Below are 16,031 nucleotides of genomic sequence, written 5' to 3'. Positions count from 1 at the left end.
TTGTAAAGTAGCAACTCGTTTTTTATTTTGATACTTAGCAGCATTCTATCTAGGCGACTAGCAAGGCAAGCAGCCTTTTGACAGGCTTATAGGTGCTCTGGTACAGCTTTTAGCAGCTCTGCTATTTGACTAGCATCTGATCCACCAGCCATAGCCATATCTGGTTTACCCCCTCCACGACCAGAGATGATTGGGGCCAAGGCTTTAATCACGTTTCCAGCATGAACGTTCTTGGTCTTGCTGGCCACAAGAACATTGACTTTTTCACCAATGGCAGCGACAAGTACCAGCACATCTGAGTAGTCTGTTTGCTTCCAGTTATCAGCAAAGGTGCGTAAGGCACCGGCATCAGAGACCGTAACTTGGGTGGCAATGTAGCGCAAGTCCTTAGCTTCCTTGACATTTTTAAAGACATCACCGGCTTGGGCGGCTGCTGCTTTTTCCTTGAGCTCAGCCACTTCCTTTTGCAAATCGCGAAGCTGCTCACTTTGGCTCATAACCTTAGCAGGAACTTGGTCCATTTGAGGGACCTTTAATGTCTGGGCAATTTCTTTTAGGGCATCTTCTTGCTTGCGGAAGGCCTCATAGGCTGCTTGGCCGGTAACCGCCAAAATACGGCGGGTTCCTGAACCAATCCCTTCTTCTTTGAGGATTTTAAAGAGGCCAATTTCTGAGGAATTGTGCAAATGGGTTCCCCCGCAAAGTTCAACCGAATAATCTCCGATTTGGACCACACGCACCGTTTTGCCATATTTCTCACCAAAGAGGGCCATCGCTCCCATTGCTTTAGCCGTCTCGACATCCGTTTCTGTTGTTGTGATCGTCAGGGCATTCCAGATTTGTTGGTTGACTTCTTCTTCAATCTGGCGAAGCTCAGCAGCTGTCACAGCTTCAAAATGGGTGAAGTCAAAGCGAAGGAAGTCTGCTTCATTTAACGAACCAGCCTGAGTAGCATGCTCACCGACAACTCGATGAAGAGCCGCATGCAACAAATGGGTTGCGGTGTGGTTTTTCTCCACTGCATAACGACGTTTAGTATCAATCTCGAGGTGATAAACCTCATCTAAAGCTAGACTAGCTAGGACCTTGACGGTGTGTAGGGCTTGGCCATTTGGCGCCTTTTGCACATCCGTCACATGTGCAACTATCTCACCCTGGCTATTTTTAATCACGCCATGGTCAGCCACCTGGCCACCCATTTCTGCATAAAAAGGTGTCTGATCAAAGACCAGCAAGGCCTGACCTTCTGAAACCACTTGGCTGCGTTCATTGTCAACAATAATCACAGTCAAACGGGCATCAACACTCTCTGTTTCATACAAGAAAGTCGATGGCTCTGTAATCCCAGCAAGGGTTTCGTTTTGCATCCCCATTGAGCCACCCTTGACCACAGCTGCACGTGCTCGCTCTTGCTGTTCTTTCATGGCTGCTTTAAAGCCAGCGTGATCAATCTGATAACCTGCATCTTCTGCTAATTCTTCTGTTAATTCCACAGGGAAACCATAGGTGTCATAAAGTTTGAAGATGTCTTGACCTTCCAGAGTGTTTTGGCCACTGGCCTTGAGCTGCGCTAGCAATTGATCCAAATGACCAGACCCGGCATCAATAGTCCGTGCAAAGGTTTCTTCTTCACGCTTGATAATTTTTTGGATAAAGTCTTGTTTTTCAAGAATTTCTGGATAGTAACTTTCCATGATCTGGCCAACTGTTGGGACTAATTTGTAAAGGAAGGTTTCATGAATCCCCAGACGGCGACCATGCATGACAGCCCGGCGCAGCAAACGGCGAAGTACATAGCCACGCCCTTCATTACCAGGTAAGGCCCCATCTCCGATGGCAAATGCCAAAGCCCGGATATGGTCGGCAATGACTTTAAAGCTCATGTTGTCACCATCTGGGTCATAGGTTTTGCCAGACATCTGCTCAATCTCATGAATGATTGGCAAGAAAAGGTCTGTTTCAAAGTTAGTTTTAGCCCCTTGAATAACAGCAACTAAACGCTCTAGGCCTGCTCCCGTATCAATATTTTTGTGAGGCAGTTCTTTATATTGTGAACGGGGCACTGCAGGATCAGCATTAAATTGGGATAAGACGATATTCCAGATTTCGATGTAACGATCGTTCTCAAGGTCTTCTTCTAAGAGACGAATGCCAATATTTTCAGGGTCAAAGGCTGCGCCGCGGTCAAAGAAAATCTCTGTATCTGGCCCTGAAGGACCTTTACCAATCTCCCAAAAATTTTCTTCTAAGGGAATCAAATGACTCGGTTCTACCCCACAAGCAATCCAGCGGTTGTAAGAATCAGTATCAGCTGGGTAATAAGTCATATACAGTTTGTCTTTTGGGAAAGCAAACCACTCTGGACTTGTGAGCAATTCATAGCCCCACTCAATTGCCTCATCACGGAAATAATCACCAATGGAAAAATTACCAAGCATTTCAAACATGGTATGGTGGCGAGCTGTTTTCCCAACATTTTCAATATCATTTGTCCGAATGGACTTTTGAGCATTAGTAATCCGTGGGTTTTCTGGAATTACAGAACCATCAAAATATTTTTTGAGAGTTGCCACACCAGAGTTAATCCATAGAAGCGTTGGGTCATTGACAGGGACCAGGTTAGCTGATGGCTCAACAGAGTGACCTTTTGATTTCCAGAAATCTAGCCACATTTGACGAATTTCAGCAGAAGTCATTTGTTTCATAGCATGTCCTTTTCTATTTTGTAAAGCGCAAGTTGGCTTGGCCTTTACAAACACAAAACAAGTTCATTTAACAGAGGGCGAAAACCGCGGTACCACCTCTATTCAATGAACTTGTCATTCTCATTATTATATTCAACTATTTCATTAAGTAGCATGTACTTTCTGATTGTCCATGACTCGCAGCTCCCGTCACTTCTCTGAATCCAATCGCCGAAAGACAATTCTTAACTTTTATAAGTATATCGTTTTTTATCCAGTCGGTCAATCTCTTATCCTTATTGACCTACAGGTGTACCTAGATTATTATTTGCCTTTGTATCTTTCTTTGAAGCAAATTGTGCCAAGATATTAGCAAAGGCTTTGTCCTTGATCTTCACATTTGCTTTATCTAAAGCTGATGAAATCACCTTATTTTGGAAGTTGGTATCATTTGTTTTTTCTTTTAAGATAATTTCTTTCAAACGAGGTTTAGAGGATTTCCAGTCTGCTTTTTTCTCAGCTTTTTTAAGTACTTTCACAATGTAGAATTTCTTTTGGTAAGTTGCTGAATCTAAGACAGTTATCACCTCTGAATGGTCACCTTCTTTAAGCTTACTTGCTGCCTTGATTACTTCACTTGGCAGTGTTGTGCTAGCAGAATCAAAGGTATAATCAATTTTCTTATTTGCTGCTGTTGTTTTATCCTTAGCAATTGCGGCAAAATCAGCCCCTTCTGCCTTGACATCATCCAGAGCCTTTTTAGCTTTTTCTTCATCATTTAGGGCCATGACTTGCGTTGTCATACTTGGCGTGTAATCTTTATAAGCCTTTTCGTAATTTTTATCTGTCAGTTCTTTCTTAGCTGCTTTTTTAACAGCGTGCTCAACAAGCATTGTTGTTCTAATTTGCTTTTTATACGTTTCAGGAGTTAAACCAGCTTGTTGCAAAGCACCTGAGAATGATGAGCCATACTGTTTAGCAGTCTTGTCATATGATTGTTTGACTTCTTTTTCTGACACTTGCTTACCATATTGTGACTCAAACACACGTGATAATACCAGATTAAGCATGGATTGTTGTGCAGCGCTAGAGTTTTTAGCTTCGTTGTAAAAATCACTGACAGTGATTGTATCACCTTTCATTGTGATAACATTTGTTCCTTCACTGGTTGAGTGACAGGCTGCCAGTGTTAGCACTGAAGCAACTGTGACTACCCCTGTGAGGATTTTGCGTGATGTCTTCATAATGATGAACTCCTTTTTTTGTCTTTAACCAATTTATTATAACACAAATTCTTAAATAATACTTAATCTGTTACAAATGCTCAACTTCTTGGTCCTTACGAATCATTAATAACCCATCGCTTAGCGGAATTAAGCTGCTTGTTAGAGCAGGATGATCTAGTGTCACCTCAAATAACTTTTGTAAGCCACGATAGATCGCTCGCTGACTGCGATGCACTTCTTCGATTGGTTTAACGATGTCACCACCTTGAAAGACATCATCAATAATAATCACTCCACCAACCTTTAAATGGCGTAAAATTTCCGGTAAAAATACGACGTATTTTGACTTAGCCGAGTCCATAAAGACAAAATCAAAGTCTTGCTCAACTTCTTTGAGAATATCTGCTGCATCTCCTTGTAAAAGGGTAATTTGCTTGCGCTGATCAAAGCGCGCCAAGTTTTTTTGGGCCAAAGCAATCATTTCGTCATTACGATCAATGGTTACAATTTTAGCCTCCGGTAGGACATCTGCCATAACCAGAGCAGAAAAGCCAATTGCTGTACCAATTTCAAGTATTTTTGCTGGTGCTAATGCTTTAAGAAGGACACGAAAATAAGCAACAACTTCGTGTTGGATGATCGGAATGTTTTCGGACTTCGCAAAAACTTCTAATTCTGCTAAATGACCCTGATTTTGAGTCTGCTTGGTGCGCAAAAATTGCAGGACATCCTCCTTAATAATCGGACGGCGCATGTTACGATTTGCATTTTGACTGTACGTTTGAACCATACCTCTCATTATATAAAAAAACTCTAGACTTTACTAGAGTTTTTAAAGAATTTGTTTTTGACGAGACAAGCTCAGATGCAGTCTGAGTGCAACGCCAAATGCAAGGGTGTAGAGCCCAATAAATAATCCAAGTGTGCTGTAATAGGAATGAGTAATCTCAAAAGTGATAGAAAGTAACATGGGACCTACCAAGGCTGCAACAGCCCAAGCTGTTAAAATATAACCATGCAAGGTAGCAAGTTCCTTCGCCCCAAAAAGATCACTCAAATAAGGAGGAATGAGCGAAAAGCCCGCCCCATAACAGGTCATGAGAATAGCCAAAGCACCAATAAAAATGATAGGGACATGGACAACCATCAGCATAAGCATCATCAGAATATTGACTACAAACAAGAGAATCATGGTCATGGATCGTCCCAACCAATCTGATAAAGAAGCCCACACCAGACGTCCAAAGCCATTAAAAATCCCCATTAAGCCTACAGCTAAGGCCGCATCAGTAGGTGTCAAATGTGCAAGATCTTGCGAAATGGGTGCAACTACCGAAATCAGAGCTAAGCCACAAGCGATATTAATGAACAAAAGGAACCACAAGGTATAAAATTCTGGTGTGCGAATCGCTTCATGAGCACTGTACCCTTGCTCTAAGGCCGCACCGCCTGGTATGCTCTTACTTACAGCTGCAAATTCGCTAGCGCTCGGTTTTTGAATAAACTGCGCTGCAATAATCATAACGCTAAAATAAAGAAAGCCTAATAAATAGAAAGTCTCAACCACTCCCCTACTCGTCATTAAGAGCTGTGCAATGGGACTGGTTAATAAAGAGGCAAAACCAAAGCCCATTATCGCCATGCCAGTAGCCAAGCCGCGCTTGTCAGGAAACCACTTAATAATGGTTGATACTGGGGTGATGTATCCTGCGCCTAACCCTAACCCACCAATAAGCCCATACCCCAAATACAGTAAGGTAAGATTATGATGCTGAATGGCTAAACCAGTCAGCATCGTCCCGCCACCATAGAAAATGGCCGAAAAAGAGCCAACAAGACGAGGACCAAAACGTTCGACAAAGCGACCAACAAACGCTGCCGACATGCCTAGGCAAAAAATAGCTAATGAAAACGCAAAGGCAATGGAGGACTGAGACCAGCCTGTCTCTGTCATCATGGGGTTACGAAAGACACTCCAAGCATAGGTAGAGCCCAGCATCAAATGTAATATTACCCCTGCAGTTGCTACAACGTATCGATTGGTTATTTTCACAAAAACCTCTTTCCAAAAAACGAATATTTTCTTTGTTTTTTTATTTATCGTCAGGATTTTATTTTATGATAACTTAGACCTTTCGTCAAAGATTATGTTTAACTGAAAAAGAGACAAAAAGCTTGGCGCTCGAAATCAAGGTTTTTATCTCTTTGAGTTTATAAAGCAAGGGCAGTAATGGCTGATAAAGAGTCAATATGACTATTTCCCTTAGAATCAGGCTGGGTGAGATTAAGTGATTTAATGCCAGCATTTTCAGCTGCCTGAACATCTAACAAACGATCACCTATATAATAGGTATGCTGCTTATCTAACTGATAAGTATCCACTAAAAAGGTAATGGATTCTGGATGCGGTTTTCGTTTAAAGCCATCTTGTGCTGTAAGGACATGCTTAAAGTAAGTGGCTATGCCTAGCTTTTCTAAAACAGCTTGGGTCGTTGCACCTTTGTGCGTAATGATAAAGTTATCAATTCCTTGTTCTTGAGTATACTCTAAAACCTCCTTAGTGGCTGGCATCAAAGTTATCATATGATCACGCACTTCTTGTTCACGGTTAAAGAATGTCAGCAACTCTTTAAAGGGAATGCGATAGGCCCGCGCAATGTCCTTTAGTAGCGAGTAAACAGACTCTTTTAAGATAAAGTCCATGACACATGCCTCATCCAAAGGTAGATCATACACATGATACATTTCTTGAATCACTTGGCGAATAGCCTCATAAGACTCAACCAAGGTTCCATCAAAATCCCAAATAAATGCTGTTTTTGTCATATCTCACACCCTCACCCTTATCTCTTTGATTTTTAAGGCTTACAGCCCATCTTAATGTAATACGCCTTTTGCCACTAGTGCTTCTAATTCTGTTAAACGTTTTTCAAAGACAGCAAAGGCCTCATCTAGATAAGTCGTATCTGTCATATCAACACCTGCTTTGGCGATAACTGCTAGTGGGAAATCTGAGTTACCCGCTTTCAAGTAAGCCAAGTAACGCTCAATATCTTCTGGCTGACCATGGACAATCTTGTGCGCTAGGTAGCTGGCCGCAGCAAAACCAGTAGCATATTGGTAGACATAATAGTTATAATAAAAATGCGGAATACGTGCCCACTCATATTGAATGTAGTGATTTTCGGCTTTTGGTAAGCCATAATACTTTTCGTTTAAGGTGGCGTAGAGGTTGTTTAGATAATCACTGGTTAACACCTGGCCAGCCTGATCAGCTTGGTGGATTGCTAATTCAAATTCCGCAAACTGTGTTTGGCGGAAAACGGTCCCCCTAAAGCCATCAAGATAATGATTTAGAATCGCAAAACGCTCTTTATCGTCAGTCACTTCCTTAAGGAGAGCTTCTGTCAAAATATTTTCATTAGTTGTTGAGGCAATCTCGGCTAAAAAGATACTATAATCACCATAGACATAAGGTTGCGTTTCCCTGGTAAAGGTTGAGTGCATGCTGTGACCTGTCTCGTGGATTAGGGTATACATACTATCTAATGTATCTTGCCAGTTCAACAGCATAAAGGCATTGGTGTCATAAGCACCACCAGAATAGGCGCCTGAACGTTTCCCTTTGTTGACATGAACATCAATCCAACGCTCAGTAAAGGCACGGTGCACTCGCTTGGCATAATCAGGACCAAAGACCTCTAAGATTTTTTCTGTTTTGGCCAGTGCTTCATCATAAGATACGGCCAGGTCCACCTCCGACAAAGGGGTATAAATGTCATACATTTTTAATTCTGAAAGTCCTAGAACCTCCTGCCGTAACTTAAGGTAGCGATGCAAAAGAGGCAGATGCTTATGAACAGAGGCAAGTAGCGTATCGTAGACAGCTTCTGGAATAAAATTAGCAGACATAGCTGCTTGACGCGCTGAATCATAGTGGTGAACACGTGCTTGGAAATTATGGACTTTCACATTGCTTTGTAAGGTTTTTGCATAAGTATGCTGGAATTGTTCATAGGTTTGATAGAGAGCCTCAAAAGCAGCTTGCCGGACTTTACGGTCTTTTGATTCCATCAGTTTGATAAAATTACCATGCGTTATTTCCACTTCTTGGCCTTGATCATCTACAATCGTTGGGAACGAAATATCAGCATTATCTAGAATGCCAAAGGTATCCTCAGGGGCATTGAAAATTTCCTGTGCCCCAGCTAAGAGCTCTTCTTCATGCGGCGTCAATACATGTTTTTTATTCTTAAGCAGACGCTCAAAATAATGACGATAGGGCTTTAGGCCAGCTTCTTGAGCCTCAAAGTCAATCAAAGTCTCTTCATCTAAAGCCATAATCTCTGGTTCATAGAAGGAATAAACTTCTCCAAAGCGGGCATATAAAGCTGCAGCCTTGGACTGATATTCCTGATATTTAGCCACAGTTGTATCTTGGTCATTTTTCATGTGCGCATACACATATACTGTCTCAATCCGGCGTGATAAGGCCAGTTGGGTCTGGGTAATGCGTAATAACTGACTACTACTATCTAGCAAGTGTCCGGCATCACTCTTAGCCTGATCAAGTGCGGCATTAAGAGCTTGCACCTCCTGCTCCCAATCATCATCACTGGCAAAGATGGTCCCTAAATCCCACGTATATTTTTCTTCTAAATGGCTGCGATTATCTGACATAGAATCCTCCTAGTATATTTTCTTCCTTTTCATTTTAACATAAAAGTCTGGAGCATAAAGCGTTTGCACATGCTTATTAGACATTTCTTTGTAATAACTGTCATAGGCTTGATAATAGCTGAGCAGTTTTGGATGATAAGAACAGTGCGTTGCATCAATTATAATGGGCCTAAGTGGTGGGTAAAAGGCTTGCGCTGAGTAAGATAATATATTCTCCCCTTGCAAATAAGCCTGCTCTTGGATTTTTAACCAACGAGGGTCACGCTGGTATAAGGCTCTTTGAATTTTCAAAAGCAAATCCCGATCTGTTGTGACCTGCATTGTCGGAGACAGCTTAGGCACATATGGCCACCGCAACAAGGGCAGGATCGATTTTTTTAAAGAATAGGAATAAGTGAGATAATGCAGGCGGCCAAATAAATCCTCGTGTATCATATAATGCAAATGAATCACTGATTTTTGTAAATCAAGCTCCCACACGTGAAAGCCAATTTGCCAGGAAAACTGCAGCAAGGCCCGCTGCAAAGCTGTCAGTCGCTGCTTAAGCGCCAGCTTTTGGCCCAATAACCAAAGCACCGTAAAGCCAGCTGCCTGATAAGACTGTGTCCTTTGGCTCAGTCTCTCAAGCGATAAGGGGCTACATTGTACTTCTAAAATCAGTTTGTGGTTAACACACAGATCGGCAATCTGGGCAATTTCTGGCAAATAATACTCCACAATGACATCTGCACTAGCAGATAGGGAATGATAAAGGAGTGCTTTTAAACCGAGATGCTCGGCTGATTCATTTGAGCTTTCATGTGGGCATTGGCTTAACTGCCGGTGGGCAAAATGCGGGCGTTTTATCGGTCCCCGGCGTACGAGCACCTCGCCATGACACACTGGGCAAAAATAAATGGCATCTTTAGGCGGTTCTTTCAAAATAGAGATGACCTGGCCTTGCTGATTAATCGCTGAGAGCATCACAAACTTCCTTTCCAAATAGACCTCACTTATCTATTCGAAAAAAAATGCCTGTTGTGTACGGCAACAGGCAATGATTTAAACTTTTTTGAGTAAACTATAAAGTCCCATACAAACCAACATTAAGGCACTGGTCATATAAAAGGGTGTGATAAAAGCTTCTAAGTGTAAAGCACTAGGTAATTTGGTTAATACCACAGGTGTCAAGATAACTCCGATATTTCCTGCTGTCAGTGCTAAGCTCGTTATAAAATTATTATGAGCTAGGGAATAGTGCTTAGCAATATAGTAAAAGACAGATGACATCGTACCTACAAAACTGGCACCAATCAAAATAGCCGCAACAACAAAGAGGATTTTTGAATTTCCAAAAGTTAACAGCAGATTGCCAAGTCCCATAGCCACAATCATGAGTAACAGGGTTCCTTCTTTTAGCACACGTGTTAGATAACCAAAAACAATACCAATGATAATCCCACTAACAGCCAAAACGGTTAAGATATTGCTGGCAAAAAAACTCGAATAGTGGTATTTGCTAACTAAAAGAGTTGGTATTTTAATGGTTGCCCCAATGTAACTAATCCCCACAAAAAACGTTATTAACATCAAATACAAGGCCGACCGATCAAAAGTAGCCATAGCCTTAACAGAATGCGGATCTTGTGTTGATTCCGGCACAAATTTGCTAAAGAAAAAGTAGACCGGGATAACCAGTAAATACACGAGGTAAGTATAGTTAACACCAACCAGCAGTGCCAAGCCAACAATAAAGGTCGTTAGAGCCTTACCAATATTTAAAGTAGCCGTACGTAGACCAATCATATTAGCCCGAGTTTGACCAGTATAATGATCACTAATAATACTAATGGAAAGAGAATTATACAAACCAATCCCAATCCCCAACAATAAGCGGCAAACCAAAACAACGACAAACTGACGTGTAAAAAACGAGACCAAACCAGAAATTAAAATAAGGATCAAACCCAATTGAACTGTTTTTTTCTTACCTAACCTGGCCACTACAAAGGGACTGAGCATGACAAAAATCGTAATCATCATGGCCGGGATGGTCACCAAATTTTCTACAGATGCTAGCCCAAGCTGCGGATTTTGCGCATGGTAAAACTCAAACATCTTAGGAATTGCTGGAGCAATAGCCAAATGCGACATCAAAAAAATGGAAATCGATAAAATCGCCACTTTTGATGATAACTTATCTTTCATTGAAAAACTCCTTTTTAATAATACGTCACTAGTATATAGAGTGTTTCACAATTCTGCAAGTATTGTGAATGAACACACTAGTCTAAGAACGTTTTTAAGTGCCGCAGTTCTTCCGCAGTTAAAGTCCGAAAAGCACCCACAGGCAGTTGGCCCAAAGTAAAACCAGCAAAAGCCGTTCTGCGCAAATAGACAACCTTAACCCCATAAGCCAAAAACATTTTCTTAACTTGGTGAAATTTACCTTCTGAGATAGTTACCTGGGCCTGAGAAAGGGTCGCTCCACTAGCCATAACTTCCAAAAGCGCAGCTTTACACTTGGTCCCATCAGCAAAGACCACACCCTGGCTGAAGAATTGACAAGCATCTTGGCCTAAATAGCCATTCACTTCGACAAAATAGGTCTTAGACACATGGTATTTCGGATGCAACATCCGAAATCCTAGCGGACCATTATTTGTGATTAATATTAGGCCTTCTGTATCGCGATCCAATCGACCAATCGGATAAAGGTTATCATAAACATGCTTAGGATCAACCCGATCAAGGACCGTCTGATAGGTAGTATCCCAACAAGCAGACACAACGCCCGCAGGCTTATGCAAGAGAAAATACTGGGCTGCAAAATCCCTAATAACCTGCCCTTTAACCGTGATGACTTGTAAACCTGGATCACAATTTTGCGCCGCAGACCAAGCTGGTAGCCCATCAATAAGCACTTGCTTGCGGGCCAGAAGTTGCTTGACCTGCTTGCGCGAGCCAATTTTTGCTAATTCTAATAGTTTATCTAATCGCATAGTAACTAGTTTAGCATACTTTGGCACAAGAAAAAAAGAGCCTTGCGATTGGCTCTAACGTTGCTCTTAGTCTAACAGTTCAGCTGCTGCTTGATCAACAATCACAACAACATTGGGATGCTTTTGAAGAATACTAGCTGGCAAGTCTTGGGTAACTGGTCCTTCAACCATGGCCTTCACTGCTTCTGCTTTTTCCTTGCCAAAGGCCAATAAGACAATCATTTTTGATTGCATAATCGAAGCAATCCCCATAGAAATGGCCTGCTTAGGCACCTCGTCTTTGCTTGCAAAGAAGCGACTGTTCGCTTCAATGGTGTCTGGTTCTAAATCAACCACATGTGTGGTGACTTCAAACGATGTGCCTGGTTCATTAAAACCAATATGCCCATTACGCCCAATGCCTAAGATTTGAAAGTCAATTGGGTGTTTAGCAATCAGCTGGTCATAAGCTTTGACTTCAGCTGCCAAGTCTTTTGCTAAACCATTTGGTAGGAAGTTTTCCTTAAAGGGTTTAGCATCAAATAAGTGCTTATGCATGAAGTAATGGTAACTTTGCTGATTGCTAGCAGCTAGGCCTACATATTCATCCAAATTAATGCTGGTCATATCTGATAAATCAAGTGAACTCTTTACGATTTCTTGATAGAACGTTTCTGGCGTACTGCCTGTTGCTAAGCCTAAAGTCTTAGCACCTGCTTTCATTTGCTCCTTAAGGAGAGTAAAGGCAATTTTGCCACCTTCTGCTGGGTTTTCAACACGAATTAGTTTCATCTGCTAAGCTCCTTTACTGGTATATACCTATTATATGGTATATACCAATTTTTGTCAAGGAAACTATTTTTAATTCTCCAACAATTTGTCAATAAGGTTGGTAGAAAACAAACAAATCTCCTCCCTACACCTTAAACATAGCCTGCTTTAAACGAAAAACAGCCAACTCTCTAAACCTTTTCCTCCACACTGATTATTTTGCTGTTCATGGTTAGCGGAGACAATAGACCTGGCTTTTCATTTGGTCATCAAAGAAAAGTAACTGGTCAATCAGATGACGTTCCTGCCTAGTCGTGATATAATAGTACAGCTAAAAGAAAAGTAACAATAGTAACAAAGGAGTAGCTATGAATACCAATGATTTTGATTTTGATCTGCCTGAGGAGCTGATTGCCCAAACCCCGCTTGAGAAACGTGATAGCTCAAAATTACTAATCATTGATCACCAGCAAAAAACAATGGTTGATAGCCATTTTGACCATATCATTGATCAATTGAACCCAGGTGATGCTTTGGTTATGAATAACACTCGTGTCCTACCAGCCCGCCTCCACGGCCAAAAAACAGACACACTTGGCCACGTGGAACTGCTCCTTTTAAACAACATCAGAGAGGACCAATGGGAAGTTTTGGCCAAACCAGCTAAACGCTTAAAAGTCGGCACAAAAATCTCTTTTGGAGACGGACGCCTAACAGCTACGGTATTAGAAGAGCTTGAACATGGTGGCCGCATCGTTGCCTTTTCTTATACTGGGATTTTCTTAGAAGTCTTGGAAAGTTTAGGAGAAATGCCTCTTCCCCCTTATATCCACGAAAAATTAGACGACGCAGAACGCTACCAGACAGTCTATGCCAAAGAAAATGGCTCAGCTGCTGCTCCGACTGCTGGGCTCCATTTTACACAAGAGCTATTGGAACGCATTCAAGCAAAGGGAGTGCACCTGGTCTATCTCACGTTACACGTTGGTTTAGGCACATTTCGACCAGTCTCAGTGGATAATATTGAAGAACATGAGATGCACTCGGAGTTTTATTCCCTAAGTGAAGAAGCTGCGCAAACACTGCGTGCAGTCAAAGCCAAAGGCGGCCGCGTTGTAGCCGTAGGAACGACATCCATTCGCACCCTCGAAACAATTGGTTCTAAGTTCAAAGGAGAAATCCAAGCAGATTCTGGCTGGACAACTATTTTTATCAAACCTGGTTACCAGTTTACAGTTGTTGATGCCTTTTCAACCAACTTTCACCTTCCCAAATCAACACTTGTCATGTTAGTGGCAGCCTTTGCTGGGCGAGACTTTGTTTTAGAAGCCTATCAGCATGCCATTCACGAAAAATACCGTTTCTTTAGCTTTGGCGATGCCATGTTTGTGATGTAAAGGCACTAAAGATTGAAAAAGGCTTATTTTTAAGACTTAGTCCTAACGAGACCTTGGGCCTTGTAATACACTAAAATGACTAAAATGGCAGGACATTAAATTCTAAGAGAGTTTAATGTCCTGCTATTTTTTATACCAAAGAAAACTTTGGCCCAAGCTTTAGGGATTTTGGTTAACCCGGTGCCATTCATTTATCACATAGGTCAGCGCAGCTAATTGATTATAGCCTAAAGGGCTAATCTCCTGACTTTCTGGAGTTGTTCCTCCTAGCTGACGCGTATAGATTGCAACGAGGTAGGGTGACTTTTCCATAACAATAGCAGCAACATTGAGCGCTTCATGAACATAGCCTGGCTTTTGATAGATGATTAGATCAGGGAGATAGGTTTTGTAATATTGCCCAGGAAAGGAACGGCCGATGCAATCAAGAATCGGCTTATAGCTGTCCTGGTGTTTCCATAAGTAATCTAGAACTTGCAGGTAATAACTTGCTGTCGTCTTATTGCCCGCTCGAGCGATCGTTGGAAGTTCTTTTGAACGTGATTTTCCGTAACGATCGAAGGCTTTAAATGCCTGATCAAGTCCGCCAAATCGCTCAGCTAGAGCATAGGCTGGTGTGTTTTCAGAGTAAACCAGCGAATATTCCTGCATCTGAGGAATGGTCATCGCGCCCTTAAATTGGCTAACATAGGCAGCATGCTCTCCTTGATACTCATAGGTGGTATGGGTAATATCAAAGCGTTCTGTCAGCGAGAGTTTACCCTTTGCGACCTCATCAAGCACAAGCATATTTAAAGGAAGTTTGTAAGTACTCCCTGCAGTCATTGGCACCACTTCATTCATTCCATCTGTTTTACCTGTGCGCACATCCTTGTAAGAAAAGGCTACCTGTGAGGGATCAATACCATATTCTTGTAAATAAGCCTTAACCGTAGCAGCTAAGGAGAGATTGGGATAGTCATAATAAAGATTGAGAGCATTCATTCGCTCTAAATCATGTGCCATCACAGCTTGTTTAGCTGCCTGAGATTTTTCAACTGACTTAGGCTTAAAAGGTTTTTTAGCTTGTTCGTGCTTAACCACTGCTTTTGATGGCCTATCTTCACTTTTCGCATTAGCAATCAGTAACGTGGATAGGATAATTCCTGCAAGGAATAAGGTGACACAGGTCAGAATAAGCAGAGTAGATTGTTCCCTCAAGACAGAGCGGTTTTTCTTATCCAAAACTTGAACTCCTTTGCCTGGTTAATAATAAAAAATCCAAGAAATAACGATCAGGATTTCTTTATTTTACAAAAATATTTCATAATTATTACTAATGTAACCAAAAATATATTTTTTGTCAACAGTTTGTAATAAAATAAGCTATCATAATCTGACTAAACTGGCCCTTGGGCAAGATTTTCCACTCAGATACACGGCCAACTTGAACGCCAGTGTTTATCAACTAAGTCTTTGAAGCAAACTAACCGAAATGTTCGCCAGAGATAATTAAGCCTATTATTGTAGCAAATAAAAAGGATTGAAGAAACAGACCCAAAAGGACATTCTTCAATCTACAGGCATTGTAAGTTCGTAAGATAACTTGGTAGGTATTAAAATTTGCTTAAAGAGGTATTAAGCTAGCGCAGCTTGATACAATTCAGCAACTGTATTCCAGTTGATAATTTCAAAGAAGGCCTTGATATAATTTGGCCGGACATTGCGATACGTCAAATAATAGGCATGTTCCCAGACATCTAAAGCAAGAATGGGTTTTAGGCCTTGGGAAATCGGTGTATCTTGGTTAGCTGTAGAAATCACTTCTAGCTTACCTTCTTTATTTACTACAAGCCAAGCCCAGCCAGAACCAAAACGACCAGTAGCAGCTTTAGTAAACGCAGCTTTAAAGGCATCAAAAGAACCAAAGGCCTGATCGATAGCTTTAGCCACATCTGTTGTAATTTCAGTTTTTTCTGGAGATAATAATGTCCAGAACAAAGCATGGTTAAGGTGGCCTCCACCATTGTTGATTAGTGCTTGTCGAATATCAGCAGGAATGGTGTCAGGATTGGTCAGTAAGGTTTCTAAGTCTTCGCCAATTTCAGGATGCTTTTCTAAAGCCGCATTCGTATTAGCGACATAGGTAGCATGGTGTTTATCATGATGAAGAGTCATTGTCTCTTGATCAATTTGCGGTTCAAGTGCATCGTACGCATACGGAAGATCTGGTAAGGTAATTGCCATTGTTTTATCCTCTTTCCTATAGTCTAAAACCATAGTAACGCAATTTGATAGAGCTTTCAACTAATTTGCCCAGACCATAAAGGGTTA

General features: G+C 41.5%; 13 protein-coding genes. 1 reads left to right on the top strand and 12 read right to left on the bottom strand.

The genetic code is table 11. The features are described from left to right. Nucleotides 1-86: 86 nt before the first annotated feature. The 10 genes from alaS to nagB form a co-directional block, all read right to left on the bottom strand. On the bottom strand, nucleotides 87-2,705 hold the full coding sequence (gene alaS / locus GWD08_RS01675) for an alanine--tRNA ligase (protein WP_159563995.1): 2,619 nt from the start codon (nucleotides 2,703-2,705) through the stop codon (nucleotides 87-89). Nucleotides 2,706-2,980: 275 nt separating this feature from the next. After that, nucleotides 2,981-3,928, bottom strand: coding sequence for a peptidylprolyl isomerase PrsA (gene prsA / locus GWD08_RS01670; protein ID WP_159543721.1), 948 nt, complete (start codon nucleotides 3,926-3,928; stop codon nucleotides 2,981-2,983). 70 nt (nucleotides 3,929-3,998) lie between these two features. Next, complete coding sequence (locus tag GWD08_RS01665) at nucleotides 3,999-4,700, bottom strand: O-methyltransferase (protein WP_159563994.1); 702 nt, start codon at nucleotides 4,698-4,700, stop codon at nucleotides 3,999-4,001. Between the two features lie 42 nt (nucleotides 4,701-4,742). Next, entirely contained in the window at nucleotides 4,743-5,963 is a 1,221-nt protein-coding gene (locus GWD08_RS01660; RefSeq protein WP_159563993.1) for an L-lactate MFS transporter, read from the bottom strand. Nucleotides 5,964-6,121: 158 nt separating this feature from the next. Continuing rightward, nucleotides 6,122-6,736, bottom strand: a complete 615-nt coding sequence (locus GWD08_RS01655; protein WP_159563992.1) for an HAD-IA family hydrolase — start codon at nucleotides 6,734-6,736, stop codon at nucleotides 6,122-6,124. Between the two features lie 51 nt (nucleotides 6,737-6,787). Next, nucleotides 6,788-8,590, bottom strand: coding sequence for an oligoendopeptidase F (gene pepF / locus GWD08_RS01650; RefSeq protein ID WP_159563991.1), 1,803 nt, complete (start codon nucleotides 8,588-8,590; stop codon nucleotides 6,788-6,790). A gap of 9 nt (nucleotides 8,591-8,599) precedes the next feature. Then, the gene (locus GWD08_RS01645; protein ID WP_159563990.1) at nucleotides 8,600-9,553 is read right to left on the bottom strand and encodes a competence protein CoiA; all 954 of its coding nucleotides are present in this window, start codon (nucleotides 9,551-9,553) and stop codon (nucleotides 8,600-8,602) included. Between the two features lie 78 nt (nucleotides 9,554-9,631). Beyond that, nucleotides 9,632-10,777, bottom strand: coding sequence for an MFS transporter (locus GWD08_RS01640; RefSeq protein ID WP_159563989.1), 1,146 nt, complete (start codon nucleotides 10,775-10,777; stop codon nucleotides 9,632-9,634). Between the two features lie 77 nt (nucleotides 10,778-10,854). Continuing rightward, complete coding sequence (locus tag GWD08_RS01635) at nucleotides 10,855-11,571, bottom strand: pseudouridine synthase (protein ID WP_159563988.1); 717 nt, start codon at nucleotides 11,569-11,571, stop codon at nucleotides 10,855-10,857. 66 nt (nucleotides 11,572-11,637) lie between these two features. Continuing rightward, the gene (gene nagB, locus GWD08_RS01630; protein ID WP_159563987.1) at nucleotides 11,638-12,342 is read right to left on the bottom strand and encodes a glucosamine-6-phosphate deaminase; all 705 of its coding nucleotides are present in this window, start codon (nucleotides 12,340-12,342) and stop codon (nucleotides 11,638-11,640) included. 347 nt (nucleotides 12,343-12,689) lie between these two features. Here nagB and queA point away from each other — a divergent pair, with 347 nt between their 5' ends. Continuing rightward, a complete protein-coding gene (queA, locus tag GWD08_RS01625) occupies nucleotides 12,690-13,718 on the top strand; it encodes a tRNA preQ1(34) S-adenosylmethionine ribosyltransferase-isomerase QueA (protein ID WP_159543703.1) in 1,029 nt (342 codons plus the stop codon). Between the two features lie 159 nt (nucleotides 13,719-13,877). Here the strand turns inward: queA and GWD08_RS01620 are convergent, their stop codons facing one another. Beyond that, nucleotides 13,878-14,942: a serine hydrolase gene (locus tag GWD08_RS01620; RefSeq protein WP_231700353.1), complete on the bottom strand. Its 1,065-nt coding sequence runs from the start codon at nucleotides 14,940-14,942 to the stop codon at nucleotides 13,878-13,880. Nucleotides 14,943-15,335: 393 nt separating this feature from the next. After that, on the bottom strand, nucleotides 15,336-15,944 hold the full coding sequence (gene sodA, locus GWD08_RS01615) for a superoxide dismutase SodA (protein ID WP_159563986.1): 609 nt from the start codon (nucleotides 15,942-15,944) through the stop codon (nucleotides 15,336-15,338). Nucleotides 15,945-16,031: the final 87 nt, after the last annotated feature.

This window comes from Streptococcus halichoeri (assembly GCF_009870755.1).
Taxonomy (GTDB): domain Bacteria; phylum Bacillota; class Bacilli; order Lactobacillales; family Streptococcaceae; genus Streptococcus; species Streptococcus halichoeri.
Note: the sequence above shows the minus strand (reverse complement) of the source record. Positions and strands in the feature narration are given on the sequence as shown.